Genomic DNA, 25,610 nt, shown 5'->3' on the forward strand with positions numbered 1-25,610 from the left:
TCTCGCACAAACATCGATGAAGCCATCATGCAAACACCTGTAAATCCGCTGTCATTGCCACGCTTCTTCACGCTGGCCGTGGCCGCCGCACTGACCCTCGGCACCACGCCGGTCCACGCCGCGCTGCCGCAGGCGGTGCAGTGGAGCCAGGCGCAAATCGTCAGCGCCGACCTGCAGATCCAGCACCTCGCGCCGGGCGCGTATCGCCAGACCTTCCAGGCCAGCGCCACGGTGCAAAGCCCGGCCGCGCTCTTGCGCAACCTGAGCGCGCTGGACATGGCGCGCGCGCGGCTCGCGGCGGCTCGCAGCAGTTTGCGACTCGCGCAATTGCAGGCGCAGCGGGCGCAGGGCTTGTTCCAGGCCGGGCAGAACATTGCGTTGGCCGAAGTGCAACAGGCGCAAACCGCGGCGCAAACGGCCCAGGCGCAGGTGGCTGTGGCGCAAGCCACGCTGCAGGCGGCGCAAGCCGAACTCACGGCCAGCCTCGGCCCGGCGCTGGCGGCGCGGCTGCAAACGGTCCCCGCGCTGCGCAGCGCCATCGCCAGCGGGCGCGAACTCATCGTCGATCTCACCCTGCCACCAGGGACCGATCTGCCTGCGGCAGCACAGGTGCGGCTGCATGTCCCCGGGGGCTCGGGCGAGCTGCGCGATGGCTGGCTTCCCGCCACCGTCATCGGCCCGGCGGCGGCGGCCTCGGCCCATGTGCAGGGGCTGCGCTTTGTCGCCACCAGCCCGGCCGCGAGTGGCCTGATGCCGGGGCTGCAATTGCTGGCGCAGGTGCAGTCCGGCCAGGCGCAACAAGGCGTGCTGCTGCCTGCTGGCGCCGTGGTGTGGTCGGGCGGGCAGGCGCTGGTGTTCACGTCCACGCCCGCCGCCAACAACGCGCGCCGGTTCACGCCCCACGCGCTGTCCACCGCCTGGCCGCTGCAAGCCGGTTACATGCAGCCCGGCTGGGCGGCGCTGGATGTGGTGACGCACGGCGCGGGCCTGCTGCTCACGCCGCCGCCCAAGCCGCAGGCCAAGCCCGCCGCGCATGACACAACCGCCGGGGACGACGACTGATGGCCCGCGCCCGTGGTTTGCAGGCGGCGCTGATCGGCGCCAGCATTCATCGCCGTGGCGTGGTGCTGACGCTGGCCGCGCTGTTGGCGGCGCTGGCGGTCAACTTCTCGCGCCAGGCCAGCACCGATGTGTTTCCCGAATTCGCCGCCAAGATGGTGAAGGTGCAGACCGAAGCTCCCGGCCTGTCGCCCGAGCAGGTTGAACTGCTCGTCACCGACCCGCTGGAAGCCGCGTCCAGCGGCATGCTGGGCGTGAAGCAGGTGGCGTCGAAAAGCCTGCCAGGCCTCTCCATCCTGAAGCTGTATTTCGAGTCGGGCACCAAGCTTCAGGACGACCGCTGGCGCGTGGCGCAGCACCTCGCCACCGTGCATCTGCCCACAGGCGTCGGTGCGCCGCAGCTGATTCCGCTGACCTCCAGCACCGGCACGGTGCTGATGGCCGGTCTCACATCGCAGCGCCACAGTCTGATGGACCTGCAGTCCATTGCGCAATGGCGCATCCGGCCGCAACTCATGGCGGTGCCGGGTGTGGACAACGTGCTGATCTTCAGCCAGCAGACACGCGCGCTGCAGGTGCGGGTGAATCCGCAGACGCTGCAGCGTTTTCACCTCGATCTGCAGGAGGTGCTGGCCGCCACGCAACACGCCACCGGTTTGCTGGGCGGCGGCTTCATGGCCACGCCCGAGCAGCGCGTGCTGCTGGTCAGCCACGGCCTCGCGCCCACGCCGCAGGCGCTGGCCGCCACGGTGCTGCGCGCCACGCCGCAAGGGGTGGTGACGCTGGGGGACGTGGCGCGGGTGGCCTACGCCTCGCTGCCCGCGATCGGCGGGGGCAGCGTCAGCGGCGAGCCCGCGGTGATCATCAAGATTCAGGAGTCTTACGGCGCCAACACCATGCAGGTGACGCGCGCGGTGCAGGCCGTGCTGCAGCGGCATCGCGCAGGTCTGCAAGCGCAGGGCATCACCCTGCACGGCACGCTGTTCAGGCCCGCCGACTTCATCACCATCGCCATGCACAACGTGCGCGACTCGCTCCTGCTCGGCGCGCTGTTGGTGGTGCTGGTCATCGCCCTCACGCTGCTGGACTGGCGCGCCGCGCTCATCTCCTCGCTCGCCATTCCGCTGTCGCTGCTGGCCGCCATCACGGTGCTGGTGTGGATGGGCGTGACGCTGAACGTGATGACCCTCGGCGGCCTGGCCATCGCCATCGGCGTGGTGGTGGACGACGCGGTGATCGACGTCGAGAACATCCTGCGGCGGCTGCGCGACAACGCCGTGGCCGAACAGCCGCAGCAGCCGCTGCGCGTCATCCTCGCCGCCTGCCTGGAAGTGCGCGGCGCGGTGGTGTACGCCACCGCCGCCGTGCTGCTGGTGGTGGTGCCGGTGCTGCTGCTGCCGGGGTTGTCCGGGCGGCTGTTCGCGCCGCTGGCGCAGGCCTATGCGCTGGCGGTGCTGGCCTCGCTGCTGGTGGCGCTCACCGTCACCCCGGCGCTGGCCGCGCTGCTGCTGGCGCGGCGCGGCCAGCGCCGCCCCATGCCGGACGGCACCAAGCCGCAGCACGGCACGTCCACGTCAATGCCCGCATCAGCGCGCACTTCAGCGCCCTTGCACACCCCCGCCCCGGTGCGTGTGGCCCAGCGCGGCTACACCGCCTTGCTGCGGCGGCTGCTGCCGTACTGGCTGCCGGCTTCCATCATCATGCTCTTGCTCGTCATCGGCGCGGCGCTGCTGGCGCGGGGCATGGGCGGCAGCTTTCTGCCGCCGCTGCAGGAAGGGCAGTACATCGTGCACATGCGGCTGGCGCCGGGCGCGTCCATTCAGGCCTCGCTGGACGAAGGTGCCCGCGTGGTGAAGGCGCTGGAGCAGTTGCCCCAAGTGCGCCTGGTCGCCCAGCACACCGGGCGCACCGCGCTGTCGTCCGACGCCTCCGGCACACAGAGCAGCTCGCTCGACGTCAACCTCAAGCCGGGGGCCGATTCGGCGCAGGCGCTCACCGCCATTCGACACGTGGTCGACGGCTTTGCCGGCGCCAGCTTCCGCATCAACAGCTTTCTCACCGAGCGCTTGGACAACACCGTGGCCGGCGGCGGCGCCGCCCCGCTGGTGGTGCAGGTGCTGGGCACCCATCTGACGGCGATTGACGCAGTGGCCAAGCGGGTTGCGGCGGTCCTGGCCGCGCTGCCCACCGCCACCGGCGTGCAACTGCAAACCCCGCCTGGTGTGCCGCAGCTCGACATCGCGCTCAAGCCCGAGGCGCTGCGCGCCTGGGGGCTGCAGCCGCTGCCGGTGCTGCAGGCCATCCACACCGCCTTTGCCGGCAGCAACGCAGGCACGGTGTTCCACGGTTCCGTTCCGGTGCCGGTGCGCGTGGTGCTGACGCGCAGCGCACGCAACAACCCGCAGGTGTTGGGCGACTTGCTCATCCACACCCCGTCGCTGGGTTTCGTCCCGCTGGCCCAGCTGGCCAGCATCAGCGCCACCAGTGGCCCGTCGGACATTCGCCACCTCGGCGAGCAGCGGGTGCAAACGGTGCTGGCATCGACCACCTCGGCCAACATCACCGGCTTCGTGCAGCGCGCCCAGGCCGCCATCCACGCGCAGGTTCAAGTGCCGCCCGGCGTCACCCTGCAGTTCCAGGGCGATGCGGCGCAGCGCAACGCCACGCTGCAGCGGCTGGGGGTGGACGTGCTCGGCGTGTTCGCCGGGCTGATGCTGTTGTTGTCCATGGCACTGGGGCGCAATGCCACCACCGCCGCTGGCGATGCGGCGGCGATCACCCCACGCCAGGCCGCATCCACCACCACGCGGCAAGTGCTGCTGGTGCTGCTGTCCGTGCCCGCGGCCTGGGCTGGCGGGGTGTTCGCCGCCTGGCTGGTGGGCGGCGTGTTGTCGCTGGGCGCGGTCATCGGCCTGCTGGCGCTGATGGGCATCAGCCTGCGCAACGCCATTCTCATCTTCGCCCACGCCGGCCAGTTGCAGCGCGAGCATGGGCTGGCATGGAACGCCGACACCCTGCTGCGTGCCGTGGCCGACCGCCTCGCCGCCATCGTCATGACCTCGCTGGTCACGGCGCTCGGCGTGCTGCCGCTGGCGCTCGGCCTGCATGCGCCGGGCCGCGAAATTGAAGGCCCCATGGCCGTGGCCCTGCTCGGCGGCCTGCTCACCAGCCTGCTGTACAACCTGTTCGTGCTGCCGCAACTGGCGCTGCGCTTCGGCGTGGCGCCGGCGCAGCGCGAAAGCCGTGCATGAATGCCGCGCATGAAACCCGGCGGGCAAGCCCCCATCAAACCAACTCAGCATGCCCACTTGGCCTGCCAACCAAGCCTGGCAGGAATGCCGCCTTCTCGTCCCCAGCCGACGCGCCGCGATGGGCGCTGCCGTCCTTCCCCTTCGATCCCGTCGCCAAGGATATTGCCATGACCAATGCCACCCTCGCATCCCGCGCCCTGCGCGCCGCTGGACGCCCGCTGCCGGCCGTTGCCGCGCTGCTCGCCTGCGCCCTGTTCGCCCCGCTCAGCCAGGCGGCCACGGCACCGGCCCACAAGCCCGCGCCGATCTATATCCACATGAACGGCGCCAATATGTTCCTGGAAAACGTGGTGGCAGTGCGCCCCGGGCAAGACGTGGTGTTCGTTGACCAGGACACCGGCGCGCACGCCATCGTCGGCTACAACCCGCTCACCGGCAAACCCAGCCCCCGCTTCGACGGCGCTGTGGAAGGCACGCCCGGGCCGGGGCACAAGGTGAGCACCTACGCAATAGCCTTCCGCCAGCCGGGATTGAAGTTCTATTACTGCTCCGTTCACGCCGAACTGATGAAGGAACCGGGCGGCCGCACCATGCCGAAAAAGCGCCCCACCGTCCACGGCTTCGGCGACCCGATGGCCGGCCTGATCATCGTCACCACCGACCCGCACCTGCTGGCCGACAATCCGGCAACGACGCACGAGAAGATTCTGCCAGGGTATTTTGGGGGGTGAGGTTTGAACGGCGGGACACGATTGGTCCCGCCCGCCGCAGCGCTTGACCAGGGCTAGAACGTGTACCTAACTCACTCGGAGCACACACGATGCGGACCAAGATCGTGATTGACGACAAGCTGATGAAGGACACGCTGCGAGCGACCGGCCTGAAGACGAAGCGCGAGGCCGTGGAACTCGGTTTGCGCACGGTGCTTCGGCTTCGCCAGCAAGAAGAAATCCGCTGTTTCCGCGGCAAACTGACCTGGGAAGGCGACCTCGATGCCATGAGGTCCGACAAGTGATCCTGGTCGATTCCAGCGTCTGGATCGACGACTTCCGTGGCTCCGCAACCCCGCAAACCGACAAGCTCGACAGCCTGCTCGGCAATCAACCCTCGGCCGTGGGCGACTTGATCCTGACCGAAGTCCTGCAAGGCTTCCGCCGCGACCAAGACGTCAACAAGACCGAGAAATGGCTCACGTCCCTGGTTGTTGCTGAACTCGGCGGCCAAGACCTTGCGATTCAAGCCGCCAAGAACCACCGGGCCCTGCGCGCCCTGGGCATCACCGTGCGTAAAACCATCGACACCGTGATCGCCACGCGCTGCATTTTGAAAGCGGCCACACGCTGCTGCATTGCGACCGGGCCTTTGATCCATTCGTGACGCATCTTGGGCTGCGGTCTGTGTTTAAGGAAAGCTGATGCTCAAACTCGCCGGAAGCTCTTGATCTCTGATGGGTTGGACCATGTGGTCCTCGTTGACCACTCACCACACTTTCGCGCTACCCACCCAGGCGCAGACGCTGGTCGATGCGGGTCATGTTCATGGGTGGCTGATGAAGGACAGCTTGCCTCCGCCCGACACGGATGACCGGACACAATGCAGCAACAGGACTGGGCCAACATGTGTAAACGGCGCCGTTCGGGCTTCGGCCCGACAAACAGCAACCAACAAGCTGGCGCGGCGGGGGACCAACCCAGACCGGCGAACGGGCTGGCATGATTGATCCTGGGCGCGCCTCCGGCCGCCAATTTGCAGAGGCCCCGAGTTCTGAGAAGTCTTCGGGCGACCGTGCGTTTTCTCATGAAGGCACCACCATGAATACTCGATCCACCCCCACCTTGCGCACACTGGCAGCGCTGGGCCTGCTGGGCGCAGGCGCCCTGGCGCATGCGGAGGGGCCGCCGGTGAGCATTCAGTTCAGCATCGGCACGCCGCCGCCGGTGTATGCCCCACAGCCGATTTATGTGCAACCTGGCTACCCGCCTCCGGTGGTCGTGGCGCCGCCGTCGATGGTGTGGGTGCCGGCGCTCGGGGCGTATGTCGCCCTGGGAGTGCAGCAGCCCATCTTCTACCTCGGCGGGGTGTATTACTACAACTATGGCGGCGGCTGGTACCGCGGGCCGCATTACGGCGGGCCGTGGTACCGCCTGCCCGGCCCGCCACCGCAACTGCGCCGCTTCCACGACCGCGACTGGGGCCGCTACCAGGAGCAGGCGCGCCAGTATGGCCGCGACCCGCATTGGCGCCATTTCCGCGCGGCCGGCGACACGCAACAGCGACCACACGGGCCGCCGCAAGGCTATGGCCCTGGACGCGGCCCGGAGCATGGGCCTCAACAAGGTGGCCCTGGGCAGGGTCATGGGCAGGACCACCAACAAGACCATGGCCGCGGCAACGGCGATGGCCGTGGTCCGGATCACGGCCAGGGTGGACCTGGCCAGGGTGGCCCAGGTCACTGAAAACCAGGCACTGCGCGCTGCCAATCCGGCGCATGGCTCCAGGCAGGACGCTCGTGGCCGGAGCGCTCTGGGCGCAACAGAAACAGATCTTCAAACTGCGCACATCGACGGGACAAAAACCGGAGCTAGATTGGCCCTGCCCGAAACCTCTCCTCGTGGCAAACCGAGCTTGAGGCCAGGCACGTTCCCCCGCGTACCTGGCCGTTTTTTTCCGGGGTGTCGGCAGGAACTGGACTGGATCGCTACAGTCGAATTGTGAGAGGTGCATGATGATGGACGACTCCTTTTTTTTACATCGCATCGGGCGCGTGGCTGGCGGCGTGTTCGGCTTGCTGGCGGCGTTGGCTCTGGCTTTGACCCTGTCGCTGATCCTGGCTCCGGCCGCGCAGGCGCAGGGGCGTATGTACTGGAGCACCAGCGTGGGCACGCCGATGTATGCCGACTGGGACGGCGGCGACTGGGGCGGCGGTGATTGGGGTGACGGTTGGGATGGTGGCTGGGGCGACGATTGGGGCCCGGGCTGGAATGCCTGGGTCTATGCGCCGCCCTTGGTGGTGCAGGCGCCGCCGCAACGCATCCAGGTGCAGAACCTGCCCCTGGGCCCGGCTCCGCCCTCCTACTGGTATTACTGCAGCAACCCGGCCGGGTACTACCCGCAAATCGCCACCTGCCCGGCAGGCTGGGCGCAGGTCCTGGCGCAGCCAGCGCCTCCGGCGCCCACGGCCCCACCGGCCAAGCGCTGACTGGGGCGGCGATATGCAAAGCCCCGGCGCGCGCATGCCCCTCGGCTTCAGCCGCCCTTCAGCAAGGCACTGAACAATTTCCGACAATCCGGTTTTGTCTGCTTCCCCGAACTGCTGCTTCTCCCCTTCGTTCCCACCTCTGATTTCTCTACTACCCTTTCGACTCGCAGGATGAACACCATGCGCAAACTTCCCTTCCTCGGCCTGGGTGCCGTGGCCTCGGCCTTGTTGCTCGCCGGGTGCGCCTCCGCGCCCTTGGGTCCGACCATCGCCGTGATGCCGGCGCCAGGCATGCCGTTCGAGCAGTTCCAGGCCATCGATGCCTCCTGCCGCAACTTCGCGGCGCAGCGCATCGCCGGCTACAGCCAGTCCGCGAGCAATTCGGGTCTGGTCTCGGGCGCCACCGGCGCTGTGCTGGGCGCTGCAGCGGGCGCCCTGATCGGCGGCAACAGCCAGGGCGCCGGCGTGGGCGCGGGCCTCGGGCTGCTGGCCGGCAGCGCCGGCGGTGCCGGCACCTACAGCGACACCCAGGGCGGGGCGCAACGCGCCTACAACATCGCCTACCAGCAGTGCATGTACTCGCGCGGTGCGCAGGTGCCGGGTTATGCGGCGCCGCGCTATGTGCCGCCGCCCAGCTACGCGCCCCCCGCGCCGGGCTATGCGCCGCCGCAACCCGCCTACCGTCCAGCGCAGCCATAAACCCGCCCGCCAGCGCAATCGGGATACTCAACCTGGGGATACCGATTCTGGTTGGTGACCCTGATTGGCCGCTGCCCGATTCCCGGAGGACTCGCGCCTCCGGGACCGCATGGCCCCGATGCGTGGAACAGCGGACGCAGGGCATGGCTCGATGGCGCGTCGCCTCTGCCATGGCATTGGGCGCCTCCGATGCCGAAACATCCCCTCACATTTCAGCCAGCCAAGCGCCCAAAAATGCGGCTTTCGGCGATTATCATCCCGCGCTGCAATGACTGAACCCACCTTCCAGCCGGACAAACCGGCGCCCTCGCCCGCCTCCCCGCCCCGCAAACCCCAGCCGCGTTCCCGCAAGCCCGCGCGCCGCGGCCTGCCGCGCTGGGCGTCCATCATCCTCGGGCTGGCGCTGCTGGGCCTGGCCGGCGCGCTGCTGCTGACGGTGGGTGTGGTGATGCTGTGGCCGCGCCTGCCCGACCTGAACAAAGTCACCGACTATCGCCCCGACCTGCCGCTGCGGGTGTACACCGCGCAGGGCACGCTGATCGGCGAATTCGGCGTGCAGCGCCGCGCCGTCATTGCCTACGACCAGGTGCCCAAGCAGCTCAAGCAGGCGGTGCTGGCGGCCGAGGACTCGCGCTTTTTCGAGCATGGCGCGGTGGACTTCACCGGCGTCATCCGCGCCGCGCTGGCCGACTTCGGCGCCGGTGGCGCGGTGCAGGGCGCGTCCACCATCACCATGCAGGTGGCGCGTGACTTCTACCTCTCGCCCGAGAAAACCCCGCTGCGCAAGTTCGTCGAAGCGCTGATGGCCTACAAGATCGAGAACACGCTGAGCAAGGATCAGATTCTCGACCGCTACCTCAACCAGGTGTATCTGGGCCAGCGCGCTTATGGCTTCGCCGCCGCTGCGCAGGTGTACTACGGCAAGCCGCTCACCGAGTTGAGCCTGGCGCAGATGGCGGTGCTGGCCGGGTTGCCGCAAGCGCCCTCGGCCTACAACCCGCAGAACAGCATGAAGCTGGCCGTATGGCGCCAGCATTACGTGCTCGGGCGCATGCTGGCGCTGGGCGACATCAGCAAGCAGCAGTACGACGACGCCATCGCCGCGCCGCTGAACGTGCTCGCCGGCCAGGGCGTGCTGCACTACAGCGTGGACGCCGATTACGCAGCCGAGGCGGTGCGCCAAATCATGGTGGCGCGCTTCGGCGAAGCCGCTTACACCGACGGCTACAAGGTCACCACCACGCTGTTGGACAAGGACCAGACCGCCGCCAACGCCGCGGTGCGCGCCGGCCTGCTGGCCTACGACCGGCGCCAAGGCTGGCGCGGTCCGGAGCGCCACATCGACCTGCCAGACGGCGAGCACGCCGCCACCCAAGCCGCCGTGGCCGCGCTGAAGAACGCGCACGACGTCGGCGGGCTGAAAGCCGCCGTGGTGTTGCAGGTGAGCCCCAAGACCGTGGTGGTGGTGCGGCGCGACGGCCAGCAGGAAACCATTACCGGCGACGGCCTGACGTTCTGCCACCCCGGCCTGTACGGCAAGGCGCCGGCCGCCAAGCGCGTGGTGGTGGGCAGCGTGGTGCGCCTGCTCAAACTGCCCAAGGGCGGCTGGGAAATTGCGCAACTGCCGCTGGCGCAATCGGCCCTGGTGTCGCTGCAGCCACAGACCGGCGCGGTGCAGGCCTGGGTGGGCGGCTTCGACTTCAACCACGAGAAGTTCGACCATGTGAACCAGGCCTACCGCCAGCCCGGTTCCAGCTTCAAACCCTTCATCTACTCGGCCGCGGTGGCCGAGGGGCTGGCGCCGTCCACCATCATCGACGACGCGCCCATCTCCATCAACCCCGGCGCCGGCCAGCCGCTGTGGCAGCCGCACAACTACGAGAACCACTTCGCCGGACCCATGCCGGCCGCTGCCGCGCTGGCGCATTCCGACAACGTCTGCGCCGTGCGCGTGGTGCTGGCCGTGGGCGTGCCGTATGCGCGCGACCATGCCTCGCAGTTCGGCCTGCCGCTCGACCAGATTCCGCCCTACCCCACCATGGTGCTGGGCGCCGGCAGCTTCACGCCGCTGCAGATGGCACGCGCCTACGGCGTGTTCGCCAGCGGCGGCTATCTGGTGCAGCCCACGCTCATCAGCACCGTGGTGGACGCGCGCGGCAATGTGCTGTTCACCGCGCCGAAAACGGTGCTCGGCCAGCCCGATGCGCCACGCATCATCAGCCCCGGCAACGCCTACCTGATGACGCGCATGATGCAGGACGTGATTCACTACGGCACCGGCGCCGCGGCGCAGGCGCTGGGCCGTACCGATCTGGCCGGCAAGACCGGCACCACCTCGCACTTTTTCGACGCCTGGTTCGACGGCTACAACCACAACCGCGTGACCATCACCTGGGTGGGCTACAACCAGCCGCGCAGCCTGGGCCGCGGCGAGCAGGGCGCCAGCGTGGCGCTGCCGATCTGGATGCAATACATGCGCACCGCGCTGCAGGGCGACCCCGACATCCCCTGGGCCGCGCCGCCTGACGTGGTGCAGATCCCGGTGAGCCCGGCCACCGGCTTCGCCTCGGTGGGCCGCTTCGCCGTGCCCAACGCCAAAGAGGCCTATTTCCTGCAGCAATACCCGCCGCTGGACCCGGCCGCGGTGCCGGCGCAGTTGCTGGGCGCCGCCCCGGGCGCGTCGGCCGCTGCCGCGGTGGGTACGGCTGGCGGCCGGCTCACCTCCGGCTTCGGCGAGCCGATCACCAGCGGCACCCCGACGCCGAGCGCCAGACCCGCCGCCAAAGCCCAGCCGGTTCCGCAGCAGAACAACGCCCCCTTCATCGTGCTGCCGGGGCTCGGCAAGTAAGCCGGGCCGCGCCCATCGGGTCGGGTCGGGTCGGGTGGGGTGCGCCGTACGGCCTCCTGCGTGCCTTGGGCCGCTGGCCTGCGGCAGTCAAGCCCAGGGGAACTTTCAGCCCCGGCCGGCGGCTCCAATCCGCATGACTCGTGCGGGCGGGATTTTGCTTACAACCATTGCCGCCCGGCCTGCCTAAGATTGGCCAGTTCGGCGCGATCTGCCCTGCTCTTCCCACAACTTGCACCCATCATTCGGAGATCGTTCATGTTGCGTTTCCTGCGTCACGCCCGGCCGGCTGCGGTCCTGTTGCTGGCCTGCCTGGTCCCCATGGCGCCGGCTTTTGCGGCCGGCTTCACCTTCACCCCCTACCCCACGGGCAAGCCGCTGCCGCTGGCCAAGGTCACGTTCGAGAACGCCCAAGGCAAGCCCATGACCCTGGCGGACTTCAAGGGCAAGGTGGTGCTGCTCAATATCTGGGCCACCTGGTGCCCGCCCTGCGTGCATGAAATGCCCACGCTGAACAAGCTGCAATCCGTGCTGGGCGGCAAGAACTTCGAAGTGGTGCCGCTGTCGATCGACAAAGGCGGCATCTTCACCGTGAAAAGTTTCTACCAGGACAACTTCATCGACCATCTGCCCATCTACGTTGACCCCACCAGCCACGCGCTGGACATGCTCGACATTCTCGGCACACCCACCACCATCCTGATCGACAAGCAGGGCCGCGAAGTGGCCCGCACCCTCGGCCCGGAAGACTGGGACAAGCCGGCGGTCATCGCCCAGATCAAGCGCTACATGGCCGCGCCGGCTCCGGCCAAAACCGCCGCATTGGCCCACACCCTGCCAACCCTGGCTGCGCTGGTTCCGGCGTCGGGAACCGACAACACCAAGGCCCTGGTGCTGCGCTGAGCGCGACGAGCCACGCGACCCTGAGGCGACGCTGAACAAGTCCCCGTGATGCAGCGCGATGCAACCTGCGCGGAGACAGTCCGGCGAGGTCGCATGCGGCCTCGTTCGCCGATCAGGTGCGCGGAGCGAGTCTGCCGATCCGTCCGCTGACCGCTCGCCGACGCCCCCTTCACCACGTCCATGCATCACGTCCACCTGAAGCGTCAAACCCAAGCCCCGCCGCACTGTTCGCCACACCGCGATGTCCATGTCCACCGAAAGCCTGCCCAGCCCCGCGCGACGCGTGGATGAAGCCTGGCCGGCGGCGGTCAAGCTCGTCATGGGGGCGCGCTTTGGCCGCAGCGTCGGCCAGGGCGCGCTGGTGGTGGGCTTCTCCCTCTACCTGCACGCGCTGAACTGGAGCGCGGCGGCCATCGGCGCGGTGCTGTCGGCCGGGCTCTTGCTCGGCGTGGCGCTGACCCTGCTGATCGGCCCGGCCAGCGACCGGCTCGGGCGCAAACAGTTCCTGCTGGCGTACGAGGGCGTGCTCATCCTGAGCGCGCTGTTGGCGCTGGCCAGCAGCGCCACCTGGGTGCTGACCTTGGGCGCGGTGCTCGGCGGCTTCGGCCGTGGCGCCAACGGCGCGGCCGGTCCCTTCGGCCCGCTGGAACAGGCCTGGCTGGCGCAGGATCTGGCGCCGGCGCAGCGCTCGCGCGTGTTCAGCCTGAATTCCACGCTGGGCTTTTTCGGCATGGCGCTGGGCGCACTGCTCGCCGGGCTGCCCGCGCTGTGGGGCGGTTTGCTGCCCGGTGCGCTGGCCTATCGCCCGCTGTTCGTGCTGCCCCTGATGGGCTCGGCCATCGGCCTGGCGCTGATCTGGCGCGCGCCGGATGTGAAGCGGGCGCGGACCAAACCGCCGCTGTCCGCATCGGCCACGGCCATGCCGGATGCCGACACCGAGTTCCAGGCCGTGGAGGGCGGCGGCCACAGTGCCACGCTGGACACGCCCGCGGCCCATGGGGAGAAAGCGCAGGGCCGCGGGCACTCCGCCACCCACGCCGAAGAGAACCGCATGCTCTGGCGCCTGGGGCTGGCCAATTCGCTCAACGGCCTGGGCATCGGCCTGGTGGCGCCGCTGATGGCCTACTGGTTCCTGCGCCGCTTCGACCACGGCCCGGCCACCATCGGCCCGGCGCTGGCGGCGAGTTTCGTCCTCGCCGCCGTCGGCGCGCAACTCGCCCAGCGCTTCGTGCCGCGCTATGGCGTGGTGCGCACGGTCGTGGGCATGCGCGGGGCGGGGCTGCTGCTCATGGTGCTCACGCCCTTCATGCCGGTGTTTGTCCTGGCGGCCGGGTTCTGGGCAGTGCGCGCCGCCTTCAACCAAGGCACGCTGGGAGTGCGCCAGGCGCTGACCATGGGGCTGACGCGCCAGCACCGCCAAGGCCTGGCGGCAACGGTGAACAACGTCTCCATCCAGGTGCCGCGCGCCATCGGCCCGGCCATCGCCGGCCTGATGCTGCACCAGGGCTGGTTGACCGCGCCGTTCATTGTGGCGGCGGGGTTTCAACTGGCCTACCTCGTCGCCTACCAGCGGTTCTTTGGCGACATGGAAAAGCCTGGCACCTGAGCGTCTGCAGGGCCGCGCAGGTGTCCTGAGGCCACATGCCTTCCGCCTGACCGTGCAAGACCGGCGCGCCAGGCGGCCCATCATTGCCCATGCGATTTCTCGCGATCTCGCTCCAGGCTGCGCAGGCCTCGCAGGCCAATGCTACAAACGGGCCACCGTCGTCACCCGTTCCCACCGAGCCCGCCCCACCATGTGCAAGTTTCGTCTTGTCGTCGCTCTTCTCGCCTGCGGCGTCGCCCCCCTGACGTTGGCGGGCACGCAAGCCGTGCAATGCATGCCGGCCGACGGCGCCAGCCAGGTCGATCGCGTCGTGCAGCCCGGCGTGCGTCTGGCCTCGGCGCAAGCTGCAGCGGCGCTCACACCGGGGCGCTTGCAGTTGCGCACACCGATTGGCACGCTCGTCACGGGGCTGCTGAAAGTCAGCGGCGACACCGCGACCTTCGAGCCGGCCGCGCCACTGGCCGGTTGCACCCGCTACACGCTGGACTTCAGCGCCGCGCACACGCCCGGCGCCCTGCCCGTCACGCCCGTGCGCAGCAGCTTCACCACGGCCTGCAGCGACTGGACACCGCCCACGGAAATCGACGATGCCCGCACCGCCCGCCTGGCGGACCGCCCGGCCAGCGGCGTGCAGCTTGCGAGCGGCGCGAGGGGCGCCATGGTGGCCGCCTGGTTCCAGAACGACGGCGTGCGCAACGCCATCGAGCTCAGCCGCTTCGCGCCAGCAACCGAGTTCTGGAGCGCGCCTGTCGCCATCGACCTGCGCGGCCCCGGGGCTGGCGCCGCCAACATTCCGGCGCTGGTGGCCGATGCGCGCGGCGAGGTCACCGCCGTGTGGTTCCAGGCCCTGCAGGGACACAACACCATCCAGGCCCGCCGCCTGGCCGCCGACGGCGATGGGTCGCCCCCGGTTCGGCTCGACGATCCGGCGTTGTCGGGCAACGCCACCAACCCGCAACTGGCGGCGAATGCCGCGGGAGATGTGGCCGTGGTGTGGCAACAGCCCGACGGCCACCACACCGGCATTTTCGCCAGCGGTTTCAGGGTCTCGGCCGGGCATTGGCAGCCCGCCATGGCGCTGGACCACAGCGGCGCCAATGCCTACAACCCGGTCGTGGCGGCGAGCGCGGACGGCGGCTTCATCGCCGCGTGGCAACAGGGTGCGCGCGGGCATGAGGCGGTGATGGTGGCGCAGTTGCCGGACGATGCAGCGCATGGCGCCACGGGCAGCAACCCGTGGACGCGGCCATGGCGCATCGGCCCCGCCGGCGTGCGGGCGCAAAACCCCGCGCTGATCGGCAACCCGCAAGGCGGGGCGACGGTCGCCTGGGTGCAGGGCAGCGGCGCGCTCCGGCGCATCGCCGTGCGCCAGCTCGCCGCCGGGCAGCGCAACGCGCCGCTCACCGCTTCGCCAGTCACGCTCATGCAAAGCCCCGCTTTCCGCGGCGCCGCCCTGGCCCCGGCGCTGGTGAGCGACGCCGCCGGCAACATCACCCTGGCGTGGGAGCAGGCCGATGTCGCCGCCCCGGCGCAGGCGCGCTACGCCATCCTCGCCAGCCGTTTCGACGCCGCCACGCGCCGCTGGAGCACGCCGGTGCAGTTGGACGACCCGAAACAGGCCAGCGCCGGCAACCCGGTGCTGGTGGCCGACAGCGCCGGCAACGTCACCGCCGCCTGGTACCAGGACGGCCCGCGCGGCATGCAGGTGCAGGCTGCGCGCTACGACCCGAGCGCCGCACGCTGGAGCGCCGCAACCCTGTTGTCGGACGCGCGCACCACGGTGGAAGCCAGCTTCCCCGCCCTGGCGGTGGACACCGCCGGCAGCGTCACCGCCGCCTGGCAGCAGTACAACGGCTGGCGCACGGTGGTGATGGCGAGCCAATTGCCTTGAGTTCCCAAGGCAACGAAGGGGACGCTCGCGCATTCGAGGCGGCCCACCAAAAAATCAGGCACCGACGGACGCAAGGTCTGAACGGTGCCTGACGGCTCTGCTCCCATGGGCGGGAGCGGTTTCACGCCGCAGCGTGTGGCTGGATCAGAGAACTCCCTCGGTCATGGGCAATGGCGCCTCCTTCTTGTGGTGAGTCTGGTTCGACTCTACGCCGCTGCCTGCCGCCATGCAAGCCCCGATCGCGCCCCATGCATCGCCGCGTTGCTCGGTGGCAAAACAGGCCGAACGAGGCGCCATCGCCTTGCCTCCCGTTACCGCCTCCAAGGCGACCCGAATCACGCCCCACCCGCCTTGAACTGCTTGCGCAAGCCCTGCCAGCATTGGGCATAGCCGCGCTGCAACAACGGGGTTTGCAGCGCCCAGGGGGTGGGGTGGATGACCTGGCGGGTTTCGAACATGAAGGCCATGGTGTCGGCCACCTTGTGCGGCTGGGTGGTGTCGGCGGCGCTGGCGCGGGTGAAGGTTTCGGCGTCGGGGCCGTGGGCGCTCATGCAGTTGTGCAGCGAGGCGCCGCCGGGGACGAAGCCTTCGGCCTTGGCGTCGTACACGCCATGGATCAGCCCCATGAATTCGCTGGCGACGTTGCGGTGGAACCAGGGCGGGCGAAAGGTGTTCTCGGCCACCAGCCAGCGCGGCGGGAAGATGACGAAATCCAGATTGGCCGTGCCCGGCGTGTCGCTGGGGGAGGTGAGCACGGTGAAGATGCTCGGGTCGGGGTGGTCGTAGCTGATCGAGCCGATGGTGTTGAAGCGCCGCAGGTCGTACTGGCAGGGGGCGTCGTTGCCATGCCAGGCCACCACGTCCAGCGGTGAGTGGTCGATGGGCGCGCGCCACAAGCGGCCCTGGAATTTGGCGACGAGTTCGAACGCGCCGTCGACATCCTCGTACGCGGCATGCGGGGTGATGAAGTCGCGCGGATTGGCCAGGCCGTTGGCGCCGATGGGGCCGAGTTCGGGCAGGCGCAGGAAAGCGCCGAAATTCTCGGCGACATAGCCGCGCGCCACGCCGTCGGACAGGGCCACGCGAAAGCGCACGCCGCGCGGAATGAGCGCGATCTGCTGCGGCCCGATGTCCAGCCGCCCGAGTTCGGTGTCGATGCGCAGCCGTCCTTGTTGCGGCACGATCAGCAACTCGCCATCGGCGTCGTAGAAAAACCGGCCGTGCATGTCGGCATTGGCGGCGTAGAGGTGGATGCCGACGCCGCTCTGCGCATCCGGGCCGCCGTTGCCGGCGTAGGTGACGAGGCCGTCGATGAAGTCGGTGGGCTGCGAGGGCAGCGGCAAGGCGTCCCAGCGCGACTGCGTCGGCGGGGTTGGCGCTGCGCCGAAGGCATGGGTGAACAGCGTGGGCGGCAGCAAGGTGAAGTCGCCATGCACGGCGGCGGGGCGAATGCGGTAGAGCCAGCTGCGGCGGTTGGCCGCGCGCGGCGCGGTGAAGGCCGTTCCCGAGAGCTGTTCGGCATACAGACCCAGCGGCGCGCGCTGCGGCGAGTTGTGCCCCAGCGGCAGCGCGCCGGGCTCGGCCTCGGTGGCGAAGTGGTTGCCGAAGCCGCAGAGGTCGGCGGCGGGGTTGGTGGCGACATGCGTGGCGTCTTGCGCGGCGGATGGGACTGGCATGCTGATCTCCGGGATGGGCGGGCTTGGCGCGTGGCAAGGCTGGCACCGCACGTTACCTCGACCATCCTAGATATTTCCGTTGTCGATCGGATCAATAATGCCCATTCACGCCATGAATGGACAGCCGCCATGCGACAACTGCGCGATCTTGACCTCAACCTGCTGCTGGTGCTGCGCGAAATCCTGCAGCAAGGCAGCGTCTCGGCCGCGGCCCGCGCACTGCGCCTGTCGCAACCGGCCACCAGCAATGCGCTGGCGCGGCTGCGGCGGCAGTTCGACGACGACCTGTTCGTGCGTGGTCCGCGCGGCATGCAGGCCACGCCGCTGGCTTTGCTGCTGGCCGCGCCGCTGGACGAGGCGCTGCAGCGCCTGGCTGCGGCCGTCAACCAGCCCACCCGCTTCGACGCGGCCAGCAGCAGCCAGCGCTTCACCCTGGCGCTGACGGACGTGGGCGAGGTCTATTTCATGCCTGCGCTGCTGGAGCATTGCGCCCGCGTGGCCCCGGCGCTGGCCATTGGCAGCGTGCGCGCCGGGGGGCAAAACCTGGCCGAGGCGATGGCGGCCGGGCGTATCGACCTGGCCATCGGCGCCTTCGAGGACATGGCCCCCGGCCTGCTGCAGCGGCGCCTGTTCAGCCAGCCTTACGTCACCCTGCTGCGGCGCCAGCACCCGCTGGCGCGCGAACTCAGCGGCGGCCGCATTCCGCTGGCAGCGTTCAAGGCGGCGCGCCACCTGCTGGTGGACAACCCGGCCAGCCCCTACGGCCAGATCGCGCAGGCACTGACCCGCGCCGGGGTGCGCAACTTCGCCCACTACAGCGTGCCGCATTTCGTCGCCGTGCCGTACATCGTCAGCCAGGCCGATTTGCTCGTGACGGTGCCGCGCAAACTGGCCGAACGCGCCGCCGCGCCCTTCGGGCTGGTGATGCTCACACCGCCGCTCCGCCTGCCGCGCCTGACCACGCATGTGTTCTGGCACCGCCGCGTGCAGGGCGACGCCGCCAACATCTGGCTGCGGCGGCAACTGGTGAGCCTGTTCGCCGAGGCGGGGTGAACGGGGAGCGGCCCTGGCAAAGCCGCGCATCTGCCCTGCCACGCGCCAAAAGCCATGGATGTTTCCCCAATCCGTCGCCGTCCGAACCGCTCCCAACCCTCCACACGCATGGGGAGGGGCCGGCTCATCCCCACGTCGTTGGGGAGGCTGGGGGGCATCCCTCAAGTTCGCGCAGCGCCGCTCTCACCTCCCCCGCCCTGTGGGGGAGGTGAGCGGCGCCTCGACACGCCCCGAAGGCTCGCAGACCGCAGCGGCGCCCAAGCAGGCATGCCTTATGCTCGTGTGACCGTGTATGACGGGCGCCGCATGGTGCGGCGTTGCCACGCGGCACCCATGAGCGCCCCATCCACAAGCGGTGTGGGCGCGATCTCCACCCAGCGCATGACCGGTCTCGAAATCACCCTGCTCTACCTGGTCGCCGCCGTGCTCGGCGTGGCGCTGTTCCGCTATTTCCAGCTTCCGGCCATGCTGGGTTATCTGGCGGTGGGGGTGGTCATCGGGCCGAACGCGCTGGCGCTGGCGGGTGACCCGGCGACGGTGCAGCACCTGGCCGGATTCGGCGTGGTGTTCCTGATGTTTTCCATCGGCCTGGAGTTCAGCCTGGCGAAGATTCAAGCCATGCGCAGCCTGGTGTTCGGCCTGGGCGCGGCGCAGGTGGGCGCCACCATCGCCCTGGTGGTGGCCGGCAGCGTGTTGCTGGGTTGGCTGGCGCCGGGCTGGTGGGAGCGGCCGCTGAGCTATGGCGTGGTGCTGGGCGGGGCCATGGCGATGTCGTCCACCGCCATCGTCGTGAAATTGCTGGCGGACCGGCTGGAGCTGGAGTCCGAGCATGGGCGGCACATCATGGGGGTGCTGCTGTTCCAGGATCTGGCGGTGGTGCCGCTGCTGGTGATCATTCCGGCGCTGGCCACGCCCGGCAGCCATCTGCCCATGACCCTGGGCTGGGCGGCGCTGAAGGCAGCGGTGGCGCTGGGCGTGATTCTGCTGGCCGGCGGGCGCCTGCTGCGGCCCTGGCTCAAGCTGGTGGTGCGGCGCAAGTCGGACGAGCTGTTCATGCTCAACCTGCTGCTCATCACGCTGGGGCTGGCCTGGCTGACGCAACTGGCCGGGCTGTCGCTGGCGCTGGGGGCTTTTCTCGCCGGCATGCTGATTGCCGAAACCGAATTCCGCCATCAGGTGGAGGCCGACATCCGCCCGTTCCGCGACGTGCTGCTCGGGCTGTTCTTCATCACCATCGGCATGCTGCTGGACTGGCGCCTCGTCCTGGCGCAATGGTGGGTGGTGCTGCTGCTGGCGCTGCTGCCGCTGCTGGCCAAGACGGCCGTGGTGTTCGCGGTGGAGCAGCGGCGCGCCACCCCGCCGGGGCTGTCGCTGCGCACCGCGCTGTGGTTGGCGCCGGCCGGCGAGTTCGGCATCGTGCTGCTGAATCTGGCGGCAGCGCATCGTCTGCTGCCACCGCAGTTGCTGAGTCCGGTGCTGGCGGCGGCGGTGTTGTCGATGCTGGCTGCGCCGTTTCTGGCGCAGCACATCGACGCCATCGTGCTCAAGCTGGTGGCGAATGAATGGATGCTGGCTTCGCTGCAGCTCACCGACATCGCCCGCAAGACCATCAAGACCCAGCGCCACGTCGTCATCTGCGGCTACGGGCGCTGCGGCCAGAACCTGGCGCAGTTGCTGCAGGAGGAAGCCATTCCCTATGTCGCGCTCGACCTCGACCCCGACCGCGTCGCCAAGACCCGCGCCACCGGGCGCAACGTGGTCTTCGGCGACGCCGCGCGCCTGGCCAGCCTGCAGGTGGCCGGCCTCACGCGCGCCAGCGCCGTGGCCATCACCTATGTGGACAAGCGCTCGGCGCTGCGCGTGCTGCAACTGGTGCGCGCCCATGCGCCGCAGGTGCCGGTGATCGTGCGCACGCGCGACGACTCGGGCCTGGACGAGCTGCGCGCCGCCGGCGCCACCGAGGTCGTGCCCGAGGTGCTGGAAGGCGCGCTGATGCTGGCCTCGCAGACCATGGCCGTGGTCGGCGTGCCGCTGCCGCGCGTGCTCACCCGGCTGCGCGCGGCGCGGGCCGAACGCTACGGCCTGCTGCGCGATTATTTCCACGGCATCGACGACCCCGGCAGCACGGTGGAGCAGCGCGAGCAGGCGCGGCTGCAGCCCCTCACCCTGCCCGCCGGGGCGCTGGCCGTGGGCTCCAGCCTGGCCACGCTCAACCTCCACGGCGCCCATGTGGCGCAGGTGCACCGCGCCGATGGCCATGTGCTGCAAGCCGAGCCCGAACTGGTGCTGGCCGCCGGCGACACCATCGTGCTCTCGGGCTCACCCGAAGCCCTGGCCCTGGCCGAGGATGCCCTGCTGGGGGGCGATTGAGCCGATTGGCCTGCGTGGCGACCCGGCAGAACCAGCCCCGCGGCGCGACACGTTGCCGAGCTCATGCAGCGGCAGCGGCTTGCCCTTGGCCACGCCCCGCAGGTCGGTGAACTGCGCCGGCAGGGTGTTCGCGCCTTGTGCGCTGCGTTGCCCGGAGAGTTGCCACGCCTCCATCGCCGTCGCGCGTTTGTCAGCGACCCGCGTCCAGCAGCGCGGCTTGCAGCACGTCCAGCGCTTCAGCGAACAGGGCGTCGGGAATGGTCAGCGGGAACAGGAAGCGCAGCACATTGCCGTTCACACCGCAGCTCAGCAGGATGAGCCCGCGCTCCAGCGCCGCGGCTTGCACCCGCTTGGTCATGTCGGCGTCGGGTGCGCCGGTTTTCGGATCGGCAAACTCCACCGCCACCATCGCGCCCAGTCCGCGCACATCGCTGATCCGTGGCACCTGCCCGCGCAGACTGGTCAATCGCGCCTGGAGCTGGTCGCCGAGCTTCTGGCCGCGTGCGGGAAGTTGTTCCTGCTCCATCACCTCGATCACGGCGTGCGCTGCGGCGATGGCCAGCGGATTGCCCGCATAGGTGCCGCCCAGGCCGCCGGGTGCGGGTGCGTCCATGATCTCGGCACGGCCCGTCACCGCCGACAGCGGCATGCCCGAAGCCAGTGATTTGGCGATGGTCATCAGGTCGGGAAGCACGCCGGTCTGCTCGAAGAAATGCTCCATCGCGAACATCTTGCCGGTGCGCCCGAACCCGGTCTGCACCTCGTCGGCGATGAGCACGATGCCATGCTCATCGCAGAGCTTGCGCAGCCATTTCACGGCTTCGGTCTGAATCATATTGAAGCCGCCCTCGCCCTGCACCGGCTCGAAAATGATGGCCGCCACGCGGGAGGATTCGATGTCGGCCTTGAACAGATGCTCCACGGCCTTCCTGGTCTCGTCCAGCGAGGCGCAATGGCAGGGAAACGGCGCGTGATAAATCTCGGGCGGGAAGGGGCCGAAGCCGGCCTTGTAGGGCTGCACCTTGCCGGTGAGCGAGACGGCGAACAGGCTGCGGCCGTGGAAGGCGCCGCCAAAGGCGATCACCCCCGGGCGCTTGGTGTAGGCGCGGGCGATCTTGATGGCGTTCTCCACCGCCTAGGCGCCGGTGGAGAACAGCGCGGTTTTTTTCGCGTGGCTGCCGGGCGTCAACGCGTTGAGCTTTTCGGCCAGACTCACATAGCTTTCATACGGCACGACCTGGTAGCAGGTGTGGGTGAAGCGATTCAATTGCTCCTGCAGCGCGGCGACGATCTTGGGATGGCGGTGGCCGACGTTCATCACGGCGATGCCGCCGGCGAAGTCGATGTAGCGGCGGCCTTCGACGTCCCACAACTCGGCGCCCTCGGCGCGGTCGGCGTAGAAACTGGCCATCACGCCGACACCGCGCGGCGTGGCAGCGGCGCGGCGGGCTTGCAGTTGTTCGTTGCGGGAATGGTTCATGGTGGGGCTCCTAGCGACTCCCCCTCCCAACCTCCCCCACACTATGGGGGATGAGTTGCCCCCTCCCCACTGGTGGGGAGGGCTGGGGTGGGGAGTGGGGTTGTTTCAATTCGCGCTGTCGATGCGCATCCAGGTGGTCTTGAGTTCGGTGTATTTGTCGAAGGCGTGGAGCGATTTGTCGCGGCCGTTGCCCGACTGCTTGACGCCGCCGAAAGGCACGGTGATGTCGTCTTCGTCGTACTGATTCACGTGCACCGTGCCGGCTTGCAGCGCACGCGACACGCGCACCGCGCGGTCGAGACTGCGCGACCACACGCCCGCATGCAGGCCGTAGGCGCTGTCGTTGGCGATGGCGATCGCCTCCGCCTCGGTCTTGAAGCGGATCACCGCCAGCACCGGGCCGAAAATTTCTTCCTGCGCGATTTTCATGTCGTTGCGTACGCCGTCGAACACCGTGGGGGCGACGAACTGGCCGCCCGTAGCTTCGAGCGCGCGGCGACCGCCGGTGACGCACTGGGCGCCCTCGTCCAGCCCGGCCTGGATGTAGCCCATCACCGTCTGCGTCTGGGTTTCATCCACCAGCGCGCCGAGCACGGTGCCGGGGTCGAGCGGGTCGGCGGGGGCGTATTGAGTGGCCAGCGCCTTGAGCTTTTCGACGAAGGCGTCGGCGATGGTGTCCTGCACCAGCAAGCGCGAGGGTGCGTTGCACGATTCGCCCTGGTTGTAGAACATGCTGCCGGCGGCGGTGGCGGCGGCGCGGTCGAGGTCGTCGAAGTCGGCGAACACGATGTTGGCCGACTTGCCGCCGAGTTCGTTGTACACGCGCTTCAGGTTGCTGCGGCTGGCATAGTCGAGCATGCGCCGGCCGGTGCGGGTGGAGCCGGTGAAGGCGATGGCGTCCACGTCCAGGTGCAGCGCCAGCGCCTCGCCGGCCTCGTGGCCGAAGCCGGGAACGACGTTGAACACGCCTTCGGGCAGCCCGGCTTCGAGCGCGAGTTCGGCCAGGCGCAGCGCGGTGAGCGGCGATTTTTCGCTGGGCTTGAGCACCACGCTGTTGCCTGCGGCCAGTGCCGGGCCCAGCTTCCACGAGGCCATCAGCATCGGGTAGTTCCAGGGCACGATGGCGCCGACCACGCCGATGGCCTGGCGCGTGACCAGGGCCAGCGCGTTGTCGCCGGTGGGGGCGATTTCGTCGTAGATCTTGTCCACCGCTTCGCCGAACCACTGGATGCAGCGGGCGGCGCCGGGTACGTCGGTGGACAGGCTGTTCTTGATCGGCTTGCCCATGTCCAGGGTTTCGAGCAGGGCGAGTTCCTCGCGCGCGCGGCGCAGTTGCTCGGCGAAAGCCAGCATCACCTTCTTGCGCTGCGCCGGCGCCTGGCCCGCCCAGCGGCGGTCGTTGAAGGCGGCGCGGGCCGAGGTCACGGCGCGGGCCACGTCGGCCGCCTTGCCGCGGGCGACGCGGGCGATGACCTTGCCGTCGAGCGGGGAGATGCAGTCGAACAGCTGGCCGTCGGTGGCGTGGTAGCGGTGGCCGTCGATCACCATGCGGCCGTCGATGCCGCGCGCGAGCAAGTCGGCAGCGCGGCCATGCCAGAGTCCACGGGGGTTGGGGGCGTTCATGCGAATCTCCTGGGTGTTGTGGTGTGTTGTGCTGTTGGGAATGCGTTGCGCCAACCGTGCAGGATGCAAACCCTGCCCTGGCCGAGGCTGGCAGGCGGCCTCAGCATACGCCGCAGCCGCATCAGCCGGCAGCGGGTACGGCCAGCGCCATGATGGCGTCATGCTTGCGCACGCGGCTGTGGTTTTCCCAGACGCCGGTGAAGCCACCAGGGACGACGAAAGCATCTCCAGCGCTGAACTGCCGGGCCGTGCCGTCATCGGCCGTGAGGGTCATGCGGCCTTCGAGCAAGACACAGAATTCTTCTTCATGCGCGTCGTAACGCACCCGCCAGGCACCAGGCTCGCCCTGCCGCACGCCCGCGCTGAATTGGCCGGTGGCGTCGGTGTCGTGGTTCCAGGCGATTTGTTGGGGATCGTCGCGCAGCACGCGTTCAGGCGCCGGGGAAATGGCCTCGGGCTGCGCCCCGGCGGAGTTGAAGGCGACGGGGTGGTTCATGCGGTTGCATGCGGTGAAGCGGTGGCAGGCTGCGCCCGCCCCCGCGTGGACCATCAGAAGCTCACCACCACCGAGGCGGCGAGCAGGTTGTTGTTGTTCTTGTAGCTGCCGCTGGAGACGTTGAGGAAAGTTGGAAGGCTGGAACGGTCGTAGCGGTATTCGAGCTTCAAGGTTGTCGACTGGGTGTAGAGGTAGTTCATGCCCAGGGACAAGGCGTAGCGGTTGGCGCCTGTGCAGGTCGTGGAACCGCTGGCCACGCATGCCGGATCAGGCCCGAAGCCGTTGATGCCGTCAGGCCCGTTGAATCCGCCCACCAAACCACCGCCATTCCTTGAATCGTTCAAGTAATCAAAGCGTGCGAAACCCAGGGTGCGCGGCGTGAAGTTGTAGGTGCCCATGCCCGACAAGCCATACCAGCGTGCGGTACCGCCGTTATAGGCCGCTTGGCTTTGCTGGCCGTAGCCGATCTGGCCGTAATAGCCCCAGTTGCCCTTGGTCACGTAACCATCGACCTCGAACATGGCCGTGCTGGAGTTGGTGTCGCCAGCGGGGTTGGCAGCGGCTAATGCAGCATTCGGCAACTTACCCACCAAGCCCCAGAAGCCGATGTCGGCGTTGTCGTAGCCGGGCACGCTGTAATCGGCACGGAACACTGCGGCGGGGGCGCGACCGCCGTTGCCGTTGTAGTAGTAGCGCGCGGAATTGACATTCGCCAGCATCGCCTTCCATTCCCAGTTGCCGCGCGTCACGTCCATGCCGGCGCCGGTGTAGGCCACGACTTCGGTGAAGTCGAACAACAGGTTGTGGGTGATGGCCTTGGTCTGGTTGTCCCAGGTGGATTCGTAGCCTTCCCAGTCGGGAATCTGGCCGGCGATCAGGCGTGTGTTTTTGTCGCCGTTCAGCGGCATGGACACCGAAGCCTCGTGCACGATGGAACTGCCGTTGAACACGCTGCCGGCGCCGCGGTCAGGCGCCAGCGTCAGGTTCCATTTGGTGCCGCCGTCTGTTTCCTTGAGGAACTGAATGTAGGCGCCGCCAAAATACGAGTTGTCGTAGTTGTACAGCGTGGGGCCAGCTGCCGAACCGTTGGAACGGTTGAGGAACACGAAGGAGCTGGCCTGCTGATCCTGGTTGTAGACGTAGGCCGGGGCGATCATGCCGGTGATCTTCAAGCCCTTCAGGCCGGAGCCCTCGGATGCCTGTTTGATGCCGCTGATTTGCACGTCCGCATGGTTGGCGACCTGGGTCGCCTCGGTCGTGGCCTTTTGGTTGTCGTTGATTTGCGCCTGCTGGGTTTTCACCTGGGCTTCGAGTTGCTGCACCTTGGCCTGCAAGGCTTGCAGCTCCTTGAGGATGTCGGCATTGGTGTCGGCCATGGCGATGGCAGGCATGAGGCCGAGGCTCAATGCCAGAACCGATAACTTGAACGGCTGCTTCATGTTGACTCTCCCTAGAGTGT

19 protein-coding genes and 1 pseudogene are annotated in these 25,610 nt (G+C 68.7%); 14 read left to right on the forward strand and 6 right to left on the reverse strand.

Annotated elements, in window-relative coordinates:
* The first annotated feature begins 27 nt into the window (after positions 1-27).
* The 12 genes from ACYCUK_RS03035 (at position 28) to ACYCUK_RS03090 (ending at position 15,453) form a co-directional block, all read left to right on the forward strand.
* Positions 28-1,062 carry an efflux RND transporter periplasmic adaptor subunit gene (locus ACYCUK_RS03035; protein WP_461593361.1) on the forward strand — a complete coding sequence of 345 codons (1,035 nt, stop codon included), beginning with the start codon at positions 28-30 and terminating at the stop codon, positions 1,060-1,062.
* Entirely contained in the window at positions 1,062-4,310 is a 3,249-nt protein-coding gene (locus ACYCUK_RS03040) for an efflux RND transporter permease subunit (RefSeq protein WP_461593362.1), read from the forward strand. The genes ACYCUK_RS03035 and ACYCUK_RS03040 overlap by 1 nt, the downstream gene beginning before the upstream one ends.
* A 167-nt stretch (positions 4,311-4,477) precedes the next feature.
* Entirely contained in the window at positions 4,478-5,041 is a 564-nt protein-coding gene (locus tag ACYCUK_RS03045; protein WP_461593363.1) for a cupredoxin domain-containing protein, read from the forward strand.
* A gap of 89 nt (positions 5,042-5,130) precedes the next feature.
* A complete protein-coding gene (locus ACYCUK_RS03050; RefSeq protein WP_461593364.1) occupies positions 5,131-5,325 on the forward strand; it encodes a type II toxin-antitoxin system VapB family antitoxin in 195 nt (64 codons plus the stop codon).
* The gene (gene vapC, locus ACYCUK_RS03055; RefSeq protein ID WP_461593365.1) at positions 5,322-5,687 is read left to right on the forward strand and encodes a type II toxin-antitoxin system VapC family toxin; all 366 of its coding nucleotides are present in this window, start codon (positions 5,322-5,324) and stop codon (positions 5,685-5,687) included. The genes ACYCUK_RS03050 and vapC overlap by 4 nt, the downstream gene beginning before the upstream one ends.
* Before the next feature lie 434 nt (positions 5,688-6,121).
* Complete coding sequence (locus ACYCUK_RS03060; protein WP_461593366.1) at positions 6,122-6,766, forward strand: hypothetical protein; 645 nt, start codon at positions 6,122-6,124, stop codon at positions 6,764-6,766.
* A gap of 266 nt (positions 6,767-7,032) precedes the next feature.
* Positions 7,033-7,509, forward strand: a complete 477-nt coding sequence (locus tag ACYCUK_RS03065) for a hypothetical protein (RefSeq protein WP_461593367.1) — start codon at positions 7,033-7,035, stop codon at positions 7,507-7,509.
* A 180-nt stretch (positions 7,510-7,689) separates the two neighbouring features.
* On the forward strand, positions 7,690-8,208 hold the full coding sequence (locus ACYCUK_RS03070) for a hypothetical protein (RefSeq protein ID WP_112488119.1): 519 nt from the start codon (positions 7,690-7,692) through the stop codon (positions 8,206-8,208).
* A gap of 268 nt (positions 8,209-8,476) precedes the next feature.
* Positions 8,477-11,056: a penicillin-binding protein 1A gene (locus ACYCUK_RS03075; RefSeq protein WP_461593368.1), complete on the forward strand. Its 2,580-nt coding sequence runs from the start codon at positions 8,477-8,479 to the stop codon at positions 11,054-11,056.
* Between the two features lie 255 nt (positions 11,057-11,311).
* Positions 11,312-11,956, forward strand: coding sequence for a TlpA family protein disulfide reductase (locus ACYCUK_RS03080; protein ID WP_461593369.1), 645 nt, complete (start codon positions 11,312-11,314; stop codon positions 11,954-11,956).
* A 241-nt stretch (positions 11,957-12,197) separates the two neighbouring features.
* On the forward strand, positions 12,198-13,562 hold the full coding sequence (locus ACYCUK_RS03085; RefSeq protein ID WP_461593370.1) for an MFS transporter: 1,365 nt from the start codon (positions 12,198-12,200) through the stop codon (positions 13,560-13,562).
* Between the two features lie 190 nt (positions 13,563-13,752).
* On the forward strand, positions 13,753-15,453 hold the full coding sequence (locus ACYCUK_RS03090; protein WP_461593371.1) for an Ig-like domain-containing domain: 1,701 nt from the start codon (positions 13,753-13,755) through the stop codon (positions 15,451-15,453).
* A gap of 335 nt (positions 15,454-15,788) precedes the next feature.
* Here the strand turns inward: ACYCUK_RS03090 and hmgA are convergent, their stop codons facing one another.
* Complete coding sequence (hmgA, locus tag ACYCUK_RS03095) at positions 15,789-17,129, reverse strand: homogentisate 1,2-dioxygenase (protein WP_461593372.1); 1,341 nt, start codon at positions 17,127-17,129, stop codon at positions 15,789-15,791.
* Between the two features lie 129 nt (positions 17,130-17,258).
* Between hmgA and ACYCUK_RS03100 the strand changes: the two genes are divergently transcribed.
* Positions 17,259-18,182, forward strand: a complete 924-nt coding sequence (locus ACYCUK_RS03100; RefSeq protein ID WP_461593373.1) for a LysR family transcriptional regulator — start codon at positions 17,259-17,261, stop codon at positions 18,180-18,182.
* 381 nt (positions 18,183-18,563) lie between these two features.
* Positions 18,564-20,552, forward strand: a complete 1,989-nt coding sequence (locus tag ACYCUK_RS03105; RefSeq protein ID WP_461593416.1) for a cation:proton antiporter domain-containing protein — start codon at positions 18,564-18,566, stop codon at positions 20,550-20,552.
* Here ACYCUK_RS03105 and ACYCUK_RS03110 read toward each other — a convergent pair.
* The 5 genes and pseudogenes from ACYCUK_RS03110 to ACYCUK_RS03130 all read right to left on the reverse strand — a co-directional run bounded on the left by ACYCUK_RS03110 (position 20,502) and on the right by ACYCUK_RS03130 (position 25,590).
* Positions 20,502-20,726, reverse strand: coding sequence for a hypothetical protein (locus tag ACYCUK_RS03110; protein ID WP_461593374.1), 225 nt, complete (start codon positions 20,724-20,726; stop codon positions 20,502-20,504). The two genes, ACYCUK_RS03105 and ACYCUK_RS03110, sit on opposite strands and share 51 nt — an antisense overlap.
* Before the next feature lie 16 nt (positions 20,727-20,742).
* A pseudogene (gene gabT, locus ACYCUK_RS03115) lies at positions 20,743-22,032 on the reverse strand (4-aminobutyrate--2-oxoglutarate transaminase).
* A gap of 105 nt (positions 22,033-22,137) precedes the next feature.
* Positions 22,138-23,655 carry an aldehyde dehydrogenase gene (locus ACYCUK_RS03120; protein ID WP_461593375.1) on the reverse strand — a complete coding sequence of 506 codons (1,518 nt, stop codon included), beginning with the start codon at positions 23,653-23,655 and terminating at the stop codon, positions 22,138-22,140.
* A gap of 121 nt (positions 23,656-23,776) precedes the next feature.
* Positions 23,777-24,151 (reverse strand): cupin domain-containing protein, encoded by a 375-nt coding sequence (locus tag ACYCUK_RS03125; RefSeq protein WP_461593376.1) that lies wholly within the window; start codon positions 24,149-24,151, stop codon positions 23,777-23,779.
* A gap of 53 nt (positions 24,152-24,204) precedes the next feature.
* Complete coding sequence (locus ACYCUK_RS03130; protein ID WP_461593377.1) at positions 24,205-25,590, reverse strand: DUF3138 family protein; 1,386 nt, start codon at positions 25,588-25,590, stop codon at positions 24,205-24,207.
* Between the last annotated feature and the right edge of the window lie 20 nt (positions 25,591-25,610).

The sequence above is a fragment of the Thiomonas sp. genome (assembly GCF_054608695.1).

What these genes read in the sequence shown, in the direction of transcription:
- ACYCUK_RS03060 (WP_461593366.1), top strand. Translation starts at nt 6,122, where the DNA reads ATGAATACTCGATCCACCCCCACCTTGCGCACACTGGCAGCGCTGGGC.
- ACYCUK_RS03045 (WP_461593363.1), top strand. Translation starts at nt 4,478, where the DNA reads ATGACCAATGCCACCCTCGCATCCCGCGCCCTGCGCGCCGCTGGACGC.
- ACYCUK_RS03070 (WP_112488119.1), top strand. Translation starts at nt 7,690, where the DNA reads ATGCGCAAACTTCCCTTCCTCGGCCTGGGTGCCGTGGCCTCGGCCTTG.
- ACYCUK_RS03120 (WP_461593375.1), bottom strand. Translation starts at nt 23,655, where the DNA reads ATGAACGCCCCCAACCCCCGTGGACTCTGGCATGGCCGCGCTGCCGAC.
- ACYCUK_RS03090 (WP_461593371.1), top strand. Translation starts at nt 13,753, where the DNA reads ATGTGCAAGTTTCGTCTTGTCGTCGCTCTTCTCGCCTGCGGCGTCGCC.
- ACYCUK_RS03075 (WP_461593368.1), top strand. Translation starts at nt 8,477, where the DNA reads ATGACTGAACCCACCTTCCAGCCGGACAAACCGGCGCCCTCGCCCGCC.
- ACYCUK_RS03110 (WP_461593374.1), bottom strand. Translation starts at nt 20,726, where the DNA reads ATGGAGGCGTGGCAACTCTCCGGGCAACGCAGCGCACAAGGCGCGAAC.
- ACYCUK_RS03130 (WP_461593377.1), bottom strand. Translation starts at nt 25,590, where the DNA reads ATGAAGCAGCCGTTCAAGTTATCGGTTCTGGCATTGAGCCTCGGCCTC.
- ACYCUK_RS03050 (WP_461593364.1), top strand. Translation starts at nt 5,131, where the DNA reads ATGCGGACCAAGATCGTGATTGACGACAAGCTGATGAAGGACACGCTG.
- ACYCUK_RS03080 (WP_461593369.1), top strand. Translation starts at nt 11,312, where the DNA reads ATGTTGCGTTTCCTGCGTCACGCCCGGCCGGCTGCGGTCCTGTTGCTG.
- ACYCUK_RS03125 (WP_461593376.1), bottom strand. Translation starts at nt 24,151, where the DNA reads ATGAACCACCCCGTCGCCTTCAACTCCGCCGGGGCGCAGCCCGAGGCC.
- hmgA (WP_461593372.1), bottom strand. Translation starts at nt 17,129, where the DNA reads ATGCCAGTCCCATCCGCCGCGCAAGACGCCACGCATGTCGCCACCAAC.
- ACYCUK_RS03105 (WP_461593416.1), top strand. Translation starts at nt 18,564, where the DNA reads ATGACCGGTCTCGAAATCACCCTGCTCTACCTGGTCGCCGCCGTGCTC.
- ACYCUK_RS03085 (WP_461593370.1), top strand. Translation starts at nt 12,198, where the DNA reads ATGTCCATGTCCACCGAAAGCCTGCCCAGCCCCGCGCGACGCGTGGAT.
- ACYCUK_RS03065 (WP_461593367.1), top strand. Translation starts at nt 7,033, where the DNA reads ATGATGATGGACGACTCCTTTTTTTTACATCGCATCGGGCGCGTGGCT.
- ACYCUK_RS03035 (WP_461593361.1), top strand. Translation starts at nt 28, where the DNA reads ATGCAAACACCTGTAAATCCGCTGTCATTGCCACGCTTCTTCACGCTG.
- ACYCUK_RS03100 (WP_461593373.1), top strand. Translation starts at nt 17,259, where the DNA reads ATGCGACAACTGCGCGATCTTGACCTCAACCTGCTGCTGGTGCTGCGC.
- ACYCUK_RS03040 (WP_461593362.1), top strand. Translation starts at nt 1,062, where the DNA reads ATGGCCCGCGCCCGTGGTTTGCAGGCGGCGCTGATCGGCGCCAGCATT.